Raw genomic sequence first — 13,312 nt, forward strand, 5'->3', positions numbered from 1 at the left:
TCGCAGCTCCGGAGGCGAGTGCACCGAGAAGACCCGCTCCCGGGTTTTTGGGCGCATACTGCAGGAAATGACGAAACCTGCAGCAGTCCGCCGCGCCCTGCCCACCAGTCCCTTCAAGCCCCCGGCTGAAGCACCGCGCAAGCGCTTCGCAGTCGGCGACCGCGTCACCCACGACACCTACGGCCTCGGCCGGGCCGTCGGCGTCGAAGGAGACAGCGACATCGCGGTACTCGTCGACTTCGGATCGCGGCGGGAACGCATCACCCAGCCCTACGCCACGATGTTCAAACTCTGACCCAGGACGCACGCGGTTCTCCGCCGCGTGCGCCGCACATGGTGCGAGCCCTCCGTGTCGGGTAGCCGTGGTCGGGTGCGGGTGCGGGTGCGGGTGCGGGTGCGGGTTCGTCGCTGTGGCGCTCCAGGCCTGCCGGTCGGCTGATGCCCACGGACGTCCCGGCTGACGGTCGGACCCCCGCGACCCTTGGTCACCCGCACGAGTGAAGGTGGGCGTGGGGCCGGATCACTGGCGGAAGCAGGTCGGGCTTCGGTGCCTAACGTGGTTCGGAAAGTCACCGTCGGTGAGCCGCTCGACCGGCGTCGCCGCGTCCCCAGGGCCAAGAGGTATGTCATGAATCGTTTCATCGTCCTTACCGTCGGCGTGGTTGCCATGGTGGCCACCGCCTCCGGCTGCAGCAGTTCCGGCACCACGGCTTCCTCGACCCCGACTGCGGGCACCAGCACGCCCACGACCGCCACCGGCTCCGCCGCTCCCAGCGGAAGCGTCGCCACGGTGAAAACGGCGAGTTCGCCGTTCGGCCAGATCCTGGTCGACGGTTCCGGTAGGACGTTGTACCTGTTCAAGGCCGACACGGGGACGACCTCGACCTGCAACGGCACCTGTACGCAGAATTGGCCGCCGCAGACCACGACCGGAGCACCCAGCAGCAATGGAGTGACCGCGTCCCTCGTCGGAACGACCACCCGTTCGGACAACTCGACCCAGGTGACCTACAACGGCCACCCGCTGTACCACTTCTTCAAGGACACGAAGCCCGGGGAAACCAACGGCCAGGGCGTCAACGCCTTCGGCGCTTCGTGGTACGTGGTCAGTCCGAGCGGTGACGCGATCACCAGCGCGGCCTCCGCGTCGGCTTCACCGTCGGCCAGCTCCACCGGCGGCGGCAGCTACTGAGACCCGCTCCTGAACCTGTGCAGTTCGAGAGCTCGGCTCACGTGGCTGACCCCTTGCAGGCCCCGCATGAACATGCCTGCCCGGCGCTCGGAATTCGAACGGACCGCAGGCTCGTGGTCGGCTCCCGGGCGTCGGGGGCCTGGGGGCGCCTCGCCCTCTGGTCGACCAGTACCGTGGTCGTCCGCCCCCGCCGTCCCGTGGTCGTCGTACCGGCGGAGCACGACACCCGCCTGCCTGGCCGCCGACTTCGGGCGGCCCATGCTCCGATCAGGTGAGTGCGGCACCGCGGACCAGGAGCAGGCCGACGTCGAGGGTGGCCAGGGCGAGGGTGGCCAGGAAAGGCAGTCGGCTGCGCGGGTCGGACCGTGGCGGTCGCGCGACGGCCAGTGCCAGCGCGCCGGTGAGGGCGAGTGAGGTCAAGCCCGCAGCGCCGAACCGCCCTGACGGCCCGAGGACGAGGACGAACGCCCCGGCGAGCAGCAGCACGGCGGCCAGGACCCTCGCCGGTCGCGGGCCGAGACGCTGGGGCAGGCCGCGGACGTCGGTCGCCAGATCGTCGTCGATGTCGGGCAGGACGTTGGTGACGTGGGCGCCCGTGCCCAGCAGTGCGCCGGCGACCATCACCCATCCGGCCGGCCAGGGATGTCCGGGCAGGGCGAGGGTGACGAAGGCGGGCAGCAGCCCGAAGGCCGCGGCGTAGGGCAGCCACGAGAGCACCGTGCGCTTGACGCCGAGGTTGTACGACCAGGCCGCAGCGACCCCGGCCAGGTGAGCCGTGCCGGCCGCGAGCCCGTTGGCCAGCGACAGCGGAACGCACAGCGCGAGCGCGCACCCGGAGGCGACGGCCGCGGTCCGCGGGCGCACCGTGCCGGCCACCAGTGGCTTGTCACCCCGACCGGTGGCAAGGTCCCGGCGCAGATCGACGCGGTCGTTGCACCAGCCCACCGACAGCTGCCCGGCGAGCACCGCCGAGGCCGCCAGCGCGGTGCCCGCCGGGCTCCGCCCGGAAGCGGCCGCCAGGGCGGTGATCACGGCGGTGACGGCGATCGAGGGGAGGGCGTGGGAGGCGGCCAGCAACCCACGGACCGGGCCGCCCGCGCCGGGACGGGACTGCCCGGCCGCAGGCGTGTGCTGGGCTCCGGCGGTGTGCACGGTCCCATGCTAGATCGGGCAAACCGCCGAATACATTCCATTTCGTGATGAATAGTCAGATAGCCGTAGTCTGGCCGGATGAGCAGAGTCGCCGCCGTCTACGGGGTACTCCCGCCGCACCGGTACGAGCAGGGCGAGATCACCGAGGCCCTCGCGGCGATGTGCCTGCCGCCCGATGGGGACCGCGCAGTGTTGGAACGGCTGCACGCCACCTCCACCGTCGGCACCCGTTACCTGGTCCTGCCGCTGGAGCGCTACCTGGAGCTGGACGGCTTCGGGCAGGCCAACGACCTGTTCGTCGAAGCCGGGCTGGAGCTCGCCGAGCAGGCGCTGACCGGCGCCCTGGCGGCGGCCGGCCTGGCACCCGACGAGGTCGACCTGGTGATCTCCACCTCCGTGACGGGCATCGCCACACCCTCGCTGGAGGCCCGGCTGGCCGGGCGCGTGGGCCTGCGGCCGGACGTGAAGCGCGTGCCGATCTTCGGACTCGGTTGTGTCGCGGGCGCGGCGGGCCTCGCCCGGCTGCACGACTACCTCGAGGGACATCCCGGGCAGGTCGCGGTCCTGCTCTCGGTCGAGCTGTGCTCGCTTACCCTGCAGCGCACCGACACCTCGGTGCAGAACCTGGTGGCCGGTGCGCTGTTCGGCGACGGCGCCGGCGTGCTGGTGGCCGTCGGCCGGCAGCACCCGCGCCACCAGGAGTGGGCGGGTCCGGAGGTGGTGGCCACCCGCAGCCTGCTGTACCCCGGCACCGAACGCGTGCTCGGCTGGGACATCGGCGACACCGGATTCAAGATCGTGCTCGGCGCCGAACTGCCCGAGCTGGTCCGCCTGCACGTCGGCGAGGACGTCAGGGCCTTCCTCGCCGAGCACGACCTGAAGCCGCCGGACGTCACCGGCTGGGTCGCCCATCCGGGCGGGCCCAAGGTGCTTGACGCCCTGGGCGAAGCACTCGGGCTGGACGCGCGGGCGCTGGAGCTGACGCGGCGTTCGCTGTCCCGGGTCGGCAACCTCTCCTCCGCCTCGGTACTGCACATCCTGCGGGACACCCTCGAACTGTGCCCGCCGCCGCCCGGCACGCCCGGTCTGCTCCTCGCCATGGGGCCGGGCTTCTGCTCCGAACTCGTCCTGCTCCGCTGGTAGGTCCATGTGCTCCCTTACACCCTGCTGATCCTCCTGGTAGCCGCCGAACGCCTCGCCGAACTCGCCGTCGCGCGACGCAATGCCGCTTGGAGCCGTGCGCTTGGCGGCGTCGAGTTCGGCCGCAGCCACTACCCCGTGATGGTCCTGCTCCACACCGGGCTGCTGGCCGGCTGCGTGGCCGAGGCCCAGCTCGCCGACCGCCCGTTCCTGCCCGCCCTCGGCTGGCCGATGCTCACCCTGGCAGTCGGCGCCCAGGCACTGCGCTGGTGGTGCATCGGCACGCTGGGGCCGCGCTGGAACACCCGGGTCATCGTGGTACCCGGACTGCCCCTGGTGACCACCGGCCCCTACCGACTGCTCAGCCACCCCAACTACCTCGCCGTCGTCGCCGAAGGGGCCGCTCTGCCCCTCGTCCACAGCGCCTGGCTCACCGCGACCGCCTTCACCCTGCTCAACCTGCCCCTGCTCGCCACCCGGCTGCGCTGCGAGAACGCCGCCCTGGCCGACTGCACCGAGGTGCCAGCGTGATCGACCTGTTGGTTGCCGGCGGCGGGCCCGCCGGCCTCGCCACCGCGATCCACGCCGCCCTGGCCGGGCTCGACGTGCTGGTCGTCGAACCACGGCCGGCCCCGATCGACAAGGCGTGCGGCGAGGGACTGATGCCCGGGGCCGTCCGCGCCCTGGCCGCGCTGGACGTGGCCTTGACCGGCCACCCGATCCACGGCATCCGCTACCTCGACGACCGCTACCGAGCCGAGGGCAGGTTCCGACACGGAGCAGGGATGGGCGTACGGCGGACCGTCCTGCACGCGGCGCTGTCCCGCCGGGCGGCCGAGCTCGGCGTGCCGACGCTGCAGAGGAAGGTCACCGCCGTCCACCAGGACGGCGACAGCGTCACCGCCGCCGGTCTCACCGCCCGCTACCTGGTTGCCGCAGACGGCCTGCACTCGACCATCAGGCGGCAGCTGGGCCTGGAACGCACCGACCCGCGACCACCGCGCCACGGGTTGCGGCGGCACTTCGCGGTGGCGCCCTGGACCGACTGCGTGGAAGTCCACTGGTCCGCACTCGGCGAGGCCTACGTCACCCCGCTGGGCCCGGACCTGATCGGCGTCGCCATCCTGACCGGCGAGCGGATGCCGTTCGACGCGCTGCTGCCCGCGTTCCCCGCACTCCTTCACCACCTCGCCTCCCAGGCCGCCTCGGCCGTCCGGGGCGCCGGACCGATGCGCCGGCGGGTCGGGGCCAGGGTGGCCGGGCGCGTCCTCCTGGTCGGCGACGCCGCCGGCTACATCGACGCACTCACCGGAGAGGGCATCTCGCTCTCCCTCGCCGGTGCCGCCCACCTGGTGCGCTGCGTACACGCCGGCCGACCGCAGGAGTACGAGCAGGCGTGGCGGCGGGCCACCTTCAATCACCACCTGCTCACCGGCGCGCTGGTACGCATCCGCGCCAGCCCGCTACTGGCCCCGCGAATCGTCCCACTGGCCAGCCGCGCTCCTGCGCTCTTCACTGCCCTGGTCAATCGCCTCGCCTGACCGCAACGACGGTGCCGCACAGGGCAGTGCCACCGCCACGCAAGCAGCCCGCGTCACCCTCGTGGACCACTCGGCAGCTGACGGACTCGCGAGGGCCGTCACCACGACGACACGCGGGCTCGACCGAGCCTCCGACGTCCGACACCGACGCTGGGCCGCCCGCCCGCCCGCCCGTCGGCGTCCGGCCGGGTCTCCCGTTGTCTGCCCTGTCCACGGAGCAGTCCCACGCATTCAGTCCTCTGCAGGACGAGATGACGGCTTCCGCGACGAGCAGTGCGCGGGTGTGACGTTGGGGTTGGCCGTGTAGTCGAAGTCGGACAGCCACTTCGAGCGTGGGAAGCCGGCCGCGCGGACGCGCCAACCGGGTGCTTTCCGCGCCCGTTCGACAGACAAGCAGAACGGGCTGAACCGCTGTTCCGGGTTCTGACCGAGCGCGAGGTGAAGAACAGCGTCGCCATCGCCTCCAACGAATCGTTCGGCAAAGTGCACATGTCCCGGCGAACCCGTGCGAGGCGCCGCCGAAACCTCACGGGTTCGACCTGCGTACGGTCCGGAAGTCTTGGTACTCGTCGCAGACGATGCCCTGGTTGACCCAGCGCTCGGGGTCAGCGGCGAGATCGCGCTCTGCCAGCTGGAGTGCGTCCTCAGGGGTGGGCAGAACAGCGATCTCCCGGCCCCACGTCTCGTCCTCGGGATCCAGGGGTGGGAACTCGGTGATGTCGAGAAAGGTGTCGGTGCCGACGTCCTCGACTTCGCTCAGGTAGACGGTGATGCCCGTAGAGCCGGGGCTGAGGGCGATCCAGCGCAGGCCGGGGCCGGAGTCGCTTTCGATGGCGCCCAGGAACTGCTCGATCTGCCTCCCGCGTCGGAGGGCGCCGAGGGCCAAGGCGGGGGCAAGGTGTCGCATGTCAGTTCCTCTGCTGGTGCTGGTCGGGCAGACGAGTCGGATCGATGTGATCAGCAAGGTAGATGAGGGTGGCCTGCGGGTCCATGCCGAAGGCGGCGGCGACCGGCTTGGGGTCCATGGTGTCGACGAGGTCGACCAGACGGGTGCCGCGGACCATCCGTGGTGGGTAGCCGCAGTCGCGTCCGGCGCGGTGCCGGCCTTGTCGAGGGTGTCGGCGTCGGCCTTGACGACATGGACCTCCCAGGGCTCCTTGCCGGGGCCGGCGACCCAGACCTTGTCCTGGAGCGCGTAGCAGCAGGAGGTGTCGTTCTCCTCGAAGGTGGCCAGGCCGGTGTCCTTGAGGCGGGTGGCGGCGGCGGTGACCTGCTCGCTGCTCTCGATTTCGACGCCGAGGTGGTCGAGGCGGGTGTCCTCGCCCGGCTCGCCCTCGATGAGGACGAGCTTGAGCGGCGGGGTGGCGATGGCGAAGTTCGCATAGCCGGGCCGGCGCTTGGCGGCCGCGGTGCCGAAGAGCTTGGAGTAGGAGGCGCTCATGTCGGCCGGGCCGGTACTTCCGAGCGGACGACGGCCGGCCGTGATCGCCTTGATCCTCTTGTTCGCAGGCTTCACGACCCCCGTCAACCTGAGGATCCTCGGCCTCGGCCGGTGGTCGGCCCGCGGGGCGACCACTTCGAGCCGGTGGAACGGTGCCCGGAGCGGCGGGCTTGAGGCATTGGTCCGAGGTCCGGTTCCGGGTCGGGGTTGTCGGCCGCTGCTCGACGGTCCACGCCGCCCGGCACCGGACCGCGGACCGATTTCCGGGTCAGCCGGTGTGGGTGAACTCGTCGACCGGGACGGTGGGAGACAGGTAGCCGTTCACCCGTACCCGGACGTCGATGGTCTTGGGCTGGAGGGGATCCGGCAAGGGCACCGTCGCCTTGATCTGGGTCGGCGAGACCCCCGTGACGGTTGCGGTGCGGCTGCCGAAGTACACGGTGGGCGTGGTGCCGAAACCCACGCCGTTGACGGTGACGGTGTTTCCGAGCTTCCCGCTGTCCGGGACGATGCCGGTGACCACCACGGGCTCCGGGCCGCCGTAGGCGAACTGCCCGAACGGCACGGCCGGGGAGGTGCCCAGGTCGTTGGTGACCCGGACATCGACGACGCCGACCCCGTCGGGCGCGATCGCGGTGATCTGGGTGTCACTGACGAGGTTGGGCGGCACGCACGGGACGGTACCGAAGTCGACCATGCTCTCCGAGTCGAAGCCGCTGCCCGTGATGGTGATCAGGGTGCCCGGGGCACCGACACGGGGGCTGATGCTGTCGACCACCGGCGCGGGAGCCGGTACGGGGGAGTTCAGCAGCTTCAGGTAGGTCGAGTTGGAGTGCTGGAAGGCGACCTGGGCCAGGAAGTCCTGGGTCGTGCTCTTGAGCACCTTGGGGTCGTAGGCCTTGTAGTCCGCGTTCAGCGGGGAGAAGGCGGTGGTCGGCTGGACGTACTCGTTGGTCCCGCTGAGGCCCTTGATCACCGTGAGGAGGTCCTTGACGGCCGGGGGCGCGACCGGACCGGGGGACGGGTACCACTGCTTGGCGGTGTCGAGACCGGCCCAGGCCAGCGGCACGAGGTCGTACTTGTTGACGTAGCCCTGGTACAGGGCCCACTTCACGGAGTTGAAGCGGTCGGCGAAGTCCTTCAGACCGGCGGTGGGGGCGGCGAAGGTGCTCACGGCGAACTGCGGCGAGTCGTTCCAGGTCTGGGCCTGCAGGTACAGCGCGAGCATGGTCGCGATGCAGCCGCCCAGGCTGTGACCGACCACGTAGACCGTCGCCCCCTGGGCGGGCTTGAGCAGGGAGGTGAGCGCCTCCACGAGGCCGGAACCGGCCGCCGAGGACTCGTCGGTCATGGCGACGACCTGGGTGAACGCCGTCATGGCCCCCTTCGAGACGGAGACCGGCGACGGCCCGCCGACCGTGAACGGGACCACCGTGCCGACGTCGAGGTCCTCGACCGTGTCGATCGCGTTGCCGACCGTCCCGCGGACGACCACGGCGAACTGGCTCGACGGACCCTTCGCGATGTACGCCATGTTGGCGTTGTCCGGGCTCAGCCCGAGCCAGGCCAGCTCCCAGTTGCCCTGCGTCGCCAGGGTCTTGTCGGAGAGCTGCTGGACGATGCCGTCGGAGATGCGCTGCTTCTGCACCGCCAGGGTCTCCCCGGACGGACGCGGGGCCGCCCCGGTCGCCGCGATCGCGGCCAGGGTCATGGTCACACCGGGCGGCAGCGCGCTCGGGTCTTCCGTCATGATCACTCCTCGGGTGTTCTGCTCGGTCGTCGAACAGGCCAGATAGGTCGTGTCCAATGTATTTTCTGGCGTGAACACCTGAGCGCATATCGGCTCCGCGACTTCCCGGTGTCGACCGGTAGCCGGTCGGACTCGGGGCCGTTCTCCACGACTGACCCGACCGGACGCGCCGGCCCCCGACGTGGCGTCCGGTGTCTTCGCGCTCGACGACAAGGACGTCGAGGCCATCGGCGACGAGCTGGGCCCGGTCCTGCCTCCGGGCGCCCGGGTGGAGGCGTGGCACACCTACGGCGGCGACCTGGAGCTCCGAGCCCTGGGCGACTTCGCCGAGATCCTGGAGATCGCCTGCAACGAGGCCGGAGTCGACCACGAGGACGGCCGGGCCGCGCTTGCCGAGCACACCACGTCCCAGGACGTCGTGGCCGCCCTCGTCAAGGACCTCACGGCCAAGTCTCCCCAGGCAGGACCTCGGCAAGATCGCGGCGGAGCTGGAGAAGTTCGCCCCGCTTCTGGACGGCGAGCCGGACGACGACCAGTACGACGCCCTGGTGCACCGGCTGTCGAAGTTCTTCTACTTCTCCACCGACGAGATGCTCCCCGGTGAGTGCGACCTGACCGCGCTCGTGGCTCGGGCGAAGGCCGACACCGCCAAGGACGGCGACCACACCATGCTCACCGGATCGAGGGCGGCAACGACCTGCCTCTCGCGGCGGCCCGCGACGCCAACACCGCCGCCCGCGTGCGGAAGCTGCTCGCCGGGATGTGACTGAGTGTTTCGTCCCCACTCCGGGGTTCGGGTTCCGCGCCAGGTGGGGGTGGCTCCGCCGGTGAGGCGGCGGGTCATGAGGTCGATCATCGCGACGTGGATCACGGCCTCGGAGCGGGCCGGGAGGGCTTCGTAGTCGCGGGAGAGGCCTCGGTCGTGCATGAGCCAGCCGGTTGGTGCGCTCGACGACCCAGCGACGGGGCTGGATGCGAATCCCCTGGTGATGGGGTCGCGGCGGACGATCTCGACGTCGATGCCCAGGGTGGCGCGGTGTTCGACGACGGCGTTCTTGTAGCCGTGTCGGCCCAGGCCTTGCGGACGGTGGGGTGCTCGGCGGCGATCGTGGTCAGCGAGTGCAGGATGATCGGCGCGAAGGCGTTGAGCTGGAGCTGCCCGGCCTCGGCGGCCATGGTGACGTCGTTGCCGATCACCTCGGGGGCGACCTGGTTGACGGCTTCGGGGATCACCGGGTTGACCTTGCCGGGCATGATGCTCGAACCGGCCTGCACCGGCGGCAGGTTGATCTCGCCGAGGCCCGCGCGCGGCCCGGAGGACAGCAGGCGTGGGTCATGGCAGGTCGTGGAGAGCTTGACGGCGATGCGCTTGAGCACGCCGGACATCTGGACGAACGCGCCGCAGTCCTGGGTGGCTTCGACCAGGTCGGCGGCGGTGACCAGGGGCAGCCCGGTGATGTCGGCGAGGTGGCCCGGGCGGATTCGGCGTAGCCGGCGGGGAGTTGAGCCCCCGTGCCGATCGCGGCGGCGGCCTCCTTCACGGCGGCCGGGGCGTCGATCAGGTGCGGATACGCGGAGACGGGCGTGCCCGTGATGGGGAAGTTCTCCATGGCGCGCAGGGTGCGGACGCCCCAGTACGCGTCGGCGGGGACGTTGCGGTCCCCGAGCAGGTCGTGTTCGCTGCGGGTGGCGGCGACCGCTGAGCTTCCCCGTTGAGCGGGAGGTGGTGACTACCCGCAGGCCGAGGGTGTCGACCACGGCATGTCGTTCGCGGCCATGGATCGGTTTGCCGCCGTCGAAGCCGCGGCTGTCATGGCCGACGACGGCGTCGTACCAGGTCGTCGACCGCGTCGGCCGGGGCGGCTTCGAAGGACCGCGCCTCGGTGGCGGTCTCTGCCAGGACGTCCTCGTCCGGGCCGTCGAAGGCTCCCGTCGCGGCTCGGCGCGCTGCTCGAACTCCTCCGGGACGGTGCGCAGTTCGGCGTCGACGGTGGCCGGTGACTACGAGGGCGGTGTTCGGGGAGGGCCGGCGGTGCCGGTCAGGACCCGGTCGGCGCCGGGGTCGAGCGCGCGTCGGGTCCGGCCGGGCCGCGGTCCCGGCGCTGCCGCGGATCACCGTCCGGGTCGGTGGCGGCGTGCGGTCCGACCGGCTCGGCGCCGGCCGGGAAGCCGAGACCTCGTGGGTCTGCACCACGTGTGACACTCCGCCAGGACCCCGGCCGAGCCACCCGGCCGGCCGGGGCATCCTCGAAACCGACACCGGTGCCCGTCGGATGCGCGGCGGCGAGGTCGGGCGGTGTGTTGCCTCCGTCCAGCAGGATGGACCACTGCTGTGCGGTGGGAGCCGGATCGGTGCGCCGACGGTGGGGGATCCCCCGGCTTTGGAGATCGCCCCCATCAGCGGGGGTCCGACCGCTCAGCGGGGGTCCGACCGCCTGGCGGCGGACGTTCCGTGAACACGGGCGACGCGACCCCGGGCTTGTCCTCCTGACCGCTCGGGTCCGAGGTTTCTCCTTGCCCGCTCGGTGGCCCGGACGGCAGTGACCCGCCTCCGAAGCCCTTCGGCGTCGCGGTGGCCGTCCTCAGTCCGAGCGCGGGACCGCGGGTGAACCGGCCGGACCGTGCGACGTCGAGCGTGTGAAGGTGCGGCGGTAGGCGGTGGGGGTGGTGTCCAGGGAGCGCCGGAAGTGCAGCCGCAGGTTGGCTGCCGTGCCCAGCCCGCAGTCCCGCGCCACCTGGTCCACCGAGCGGTCCGTGGTTTCCAGCATTTCCCGCGCCCGGCCGAGCCGGGCGTTGAGCAGCCACTGCAACGGGGTCGTGCCCGTCTCCTCGGTGAACCGGCGCATGAAGGTGCGCTGCGAGAGGCCCGCGTGCCGGGCGAGCACGCGCAGTGTGAGCGGCTCGCCGAGCCGTTGCAGGGCCCAGCCCCGGGTACCGGAGAGCGACGCCTCACCGGCCACCGCGACGGGAGCCGGCACGTACTGGGCCTGCCCACCGTCCCGGTGCGGGGCGGCGACCAGACCGCGGGCGATCTGGTTGGCCACCTCCGCCCCGAGGTCGCGGCGCACGATGTGCAGGCACAGGTCGATGCCGCAGCACACCCCGGCCGACGTGAGCACCTCGCCCTCGTCGACGTAGAGCACGTCGCGGTCGACCGTGACGGCCGGGAAGCCCCGCTCGAACTCGTCGATGTGCTTCCAGTGGGTCGTGGCGTGCAGCCCGTCCAGCACGCCCGCCGCGGCCAGCGCGAAGGCGCCCGTGCAGATCGATACCACGCGCCCGCCCCGGCCGCGGGCCTCGGCCAGTACGTCGAGCACGGCGTCCGGCAACGGGAGGAGCGGTTCGAACCCCGGTACGACCACGGTGTCGGCGGCGCGCACCTGCTCCAGACCCCCGTCGGCGAGCAGGGCGAAACCCGCGCTGGTGGCCACCTGCGCAGCCGGCGCGCACAGGGTCATCTCGTAGGGGGTCTCCGGCCGGGTGGTGAAGATCTGCGCCGGGATCGCCAGGTCGAGCGGGGTGACCCCGTCCAGCGCCAGGACCGCGACTCGATGCACTGCCATGGCAAGATTCTAGCGAAGTATGGAAATTTTGCCTCTCACCAGGTCAGGGGGGTCGCGGCCAGGCTGAAGACATGACCGGACCCACCCACGAGACGATCGCCGACCTGATCACGCTGCCCGGCACACCGCTTGCCGACGCCGTCGTGAACCTCATCCGGCCGGTGGAAACGCCGTCCGTCTTCAACCACAGCATCCGCAGTTACCTGTTCGCCCGGCTGGTGGCCGACCGCCTCGGCCTGGCCGCCGGCCACGACTACCAGGACGACCTGTTGTTCGCCGCGTGCGCGATGCACGACCTCGGCGTGGCATCGGACGGCCCGCACAGCCAGCGGTTCGAGGTCGAAGGCGCCGACCGGGCCGCCGCGTTCCTGACCGACCGCGGGGTACCCGCCGCCGACGCCGACCAGGTCTGGCAGGCCATCGCCCTGCACACCTCCCCGGGCATCGCGGAACGCCGCGGCACGCTGTGCCTGCTCGTCCGCGAGGGCGTCGCCCTCGACTTCGGCCGCTCACCGGGCGCCGACCACCTCGACGCCGTCACCGACGAGCAGGCCGACACCGTGCACGCCGCCTACCCGCGGCTGGACATGATCCGCGCCCTCACCGACGCGATCGTCGCGCAGGCCGCGAAGGACCCGAAGAACGCACCCCGGTACACGACCCCCGGCGAACTCCTCCGCGAACGCGAGACCTTCGGCCGGACCCGGCTGGAGCACACCGGCCGTTCGTCCCGCTGGCGCGACTGACTCCACGGAAACCCGCTACCCCCGTCAACAAGGAAGAGGAAACACCGCAATGACCGTCCACACCGTCGAGGTCCCCGAGGACAACGCCGTCTTCGGGCAAACCACCAGCGCCTTCGCGAGTTTCGGCTACTCCGCCGCGGTCCGCGCTCACGGCCTCCTGTTCATCGCCGGAACGATCGGTCGCCGCGCCGACGGAACCATCCCGGACACCATCGAAGAGCAGACCGAGATCGCCCTCCGGAAGATCGAGGAGATCCTTCGGCTGGAGGGCCTCGACACGTCCGCCCTCGTCGACGTCACCAGCTACCACGTCGACATCCACCGGCACCTCCCCGGCTTCATCGAGACCAAACAGCGCCTCGTCGAAGCCCCCTACCCGACCTGGACGATCATCGGGGTCAGCGGCCTCGCCAGCCCGGGACTCCTCGTCGAGATCCGCGCGACCGCCGCGTACCCCGACGCATCCCGGTAGACCGCTGCTCCTGGGCCCGCTCCCCCCGGGCCCAGGAGCAGCCGTCCCGGGCGCCACACTCCAGCGCCTGCCCGGGCTCCTCCTACCTCGCGTGGGACTCGTGCACCTCGGGCTCCTACACCGAAGCCCACATCACCACCACCAACTGGACCAGGGCCAACGGCCTCATCGAGGTACGGAACTCCTCCGGCGGCTCCTCCCGGTACGGACCGGCATCTCCGACGGTGGTGTGGGACGGGACGGCCTGGTGGGACTCGTTCCACCCCGGCGCGAGCAAGCCGTCGATCCACTCCTACCCCCCAACGACCGCCTGTA

General features: G+C 71.4%; 12 protein-coding genes and 3 pseudogenes. 9 read left to right on the top strand and 6 right to left on the bottom strand.

Annotation, left to right across the window (positions count from 1 at the left end; all coding sequences use genetic code 11):
* The first annotated feature begins 67 nt into the window (after positions 1-67).
* Positions 68-295 carry a hypothetical protein gene (locus ACFV04_RS22250; protein ID WP_380346054.1) on the top strand — a complete coding sequence of 76 codons (228 nt, stop codon included), beginning with the start codon at positions 68-70 and terminating at the stop codon, positions 293-295.
* 333 nt (positions 296-628) lie between these two features.
* Positions 629-1,192 carry a hypothetical protein gene (locus ACFV04_RS22255; protein ID WP_380346056.1) on the top strand — a complete coding sequence of 188 codons (564 nt, stop codon included), beginning with the start codon at positions 629-631 and terminating at the stop codon, positions 1,190-1,192.
* A gap of 267 nt (positions 1,193-1,459) precedes the next feature.
* Here the strand turns inward: ACFV04_RS22255 and ACFV04_RS22260 are convergent, their stop codons facing one another.
* The gene (locus ACFV04_RS22260) at positions 1,460-2,344 is read right to left on the bottom strand and encodes a UbiA family prenyltransferase (protein ID WP_380531453.1); all 885 of its coding nucleotides are present in this window, start codon (positions 2,342-2,344) and stop codon (positions 1,460-1,462) included.
* A gap of 78 nt (positions 2,345-2,422) precedes the next feature.
* Between ACFV04_RS22260 and ACFV04_RS22265 the strand changes: the two genes are divergently transcribed.
* From ACFV04_RS22265 to ACFV04_RS22280, 4 genes and pseudogenes are all read left to right on the top strand, one after another.
* The gene (locus ACFV04_RS22265) at positions 2,423-3,487 is read left to right on the top strand and encodes a type III polyketide synthase (RefSeq protein WP_380346060.1); all 1,065 of its coding nucleotides are present in this window, start codon (positions 2,423-2,425) and stop codon (positions 3,485-3,487) included.
* Between the two features lie 6 nt (positions 3,488-3,493).
* Positions 3,494-4,015 carry an isoprenylcysteine carboxyl methyltransferase family protein gene (locus ACFV04_RS22270; protein ID WP_380346062.1) on the top strand — a complete coding sequence of 174 codons (522 nt, stop codon included), beginning with the start codon at positions 3,494-3,496 and terminating at the stop codon, positions 4,013-4,015.
* On the top strand, positions 4,012-5,025 hold the full coding sequence (locus tag ACFV04_RS22275) for an NAD(P)/FAD-dependent oxidoreductase (protein WP_380346064.1): 1,014 nt from the start codon (positions 4,012-4,014) through the stop codon (positions 5,023-5,025). Before ACFV04_RS22270 ends, ACFV04_RS22275 begins: the two co-directional genes overlap by 4 nt.
* A gap of 402 nt (positions 5,026-5,427) precedes the next feature.
* Positions 5,428-5,505 (top strand): annotated as a pseudogene (locus ACFV04_RS22280) (AAA family ATPase); the annotation flags it as partial.
* A gap of 601 nt (positions 5,506-6,106) precedes the next feature.
* Here ACFV04_RS22280 and ACFV04_RS22285 read toward each other — a convergent pair.
* Both ACFV04_RS22285 and ACFV04_RS22290 read right to left on the bottom strand, forming a co-directional pair.
* Positions 6,107-6,466, bottom strand: a pseudogene (locus ACFV04_RS22285) (ArsI/CadI family heavy metal resistance metalloenzyme); the annotation flags it as partial.
* 268 nt (positions 6,467-6,734) lie between these two features.
* Positions 6,735-8,216, bottom strand: a complete 1,482-nt coding sequence (locus ACFV04_RS22290) for an IPT/TIG domain-containing protein (protein ID WP_380531457.1) — start codon at positions 8,214-8,216, stop codon at positions 6,735-6,737.
* 389 nt (positions 8,217-8,605) lie between these two features.
* Between ACFV04_RS22290 and ACFV04_RS22295 the strand changes: the two genes are divergently transcribed.
* A complete protein-coding gene (locus tag ACFV04_RS22295) occupies positions 8,606-8,986 on the top strand; it encodes a hypothetical protein (RefSeq protein WP_380531504.1) in 381 nt (126 codons plus the stop codon).
* 29 nt (positions 8,987-9,015) lie between these two features.
* Here ACFV04_RS22295 and ACFV04_RS22300 read toward each other — a convergent pair.
* Both ACFV04_RS22300 and ACFV04_RS22305 read right to left on the bottom strand, forming a co-directional pair.
* A pseudogene (locus ACFV04_RS22300) lies at positions 9,016-9,886 on the bottom strand (lyase family protein); the annotation flags it as partial.
* Positions 9,887-10,798: 912 nt separating this feature from the next.
* Positions 10,799-11,779 carry a GlxA family transcriptional regulator gene (locus ACFV04_RS22305; RefSeq protein ID WP_380531460.1) on the bottom strand — a complete coding sequence of 327 codons (981 nt, stop codon included), beginning with the start codon at positions 11,777-11,779 and terminating at the stop codon, positions 10,799-10,801.
* Between the two features lie 71 nt (positions 11,780-11,850).
* Between ACFV04_RS22305 and ACFV04_RS22310 the strand changes: the two genes are divergently transcribed.
* Together ACFV04_RS22310 and ACFV04_RS22315 are read left to right on the top strand one after the other, a co-directional pair.
* Positions 11,851-12,525 carry an HD domain-containing protein gene (locus tag ACFV04_RS22310; RefSeq protein ID WP_380346074.1) on the top strand — a complete coding sequence of 225 codons (675 nt, stop codon included), beginning with the start codon at positions 11,851-11,853 and terminating at the stop codon, positions 12,523-12,525.
* 49 nt (positions 12,526-12,574) lie between these two features.
* Entirely contained in the window at positions 12,575-12,997 is a 423-nt protein-coding gene (locus ACFV04_RS22315) for a RidA family protein (protein WP_380346076.1), read from the top strand.
* Positions 12,998-13,112: 115 nt separating this feature from the next.
* Here the strand turns inward: ACFV04_RS22315 and ACFV04_RS22320 are convergent, their stop codons facing one another.
* Entirely contained in the window at positions 13,113-13,274 is a 162-nt protein-coding gene (locus ACFV04_RS22320; RefSeq protein WP_380346078.1) for a hypothetical protein, read from the bottom strand.
* Positions 13,275-13,312 lie beyond the last annotated feature (38 nt).

This window comes from Kitasatospora sp. NPDC059599 (assembly GCF_042735125.1).
GTDB lineage: Bacteria > Actinomycetota > Actinomycetes > Streptomycetales > Streptomycetaceae > Kitasatospora.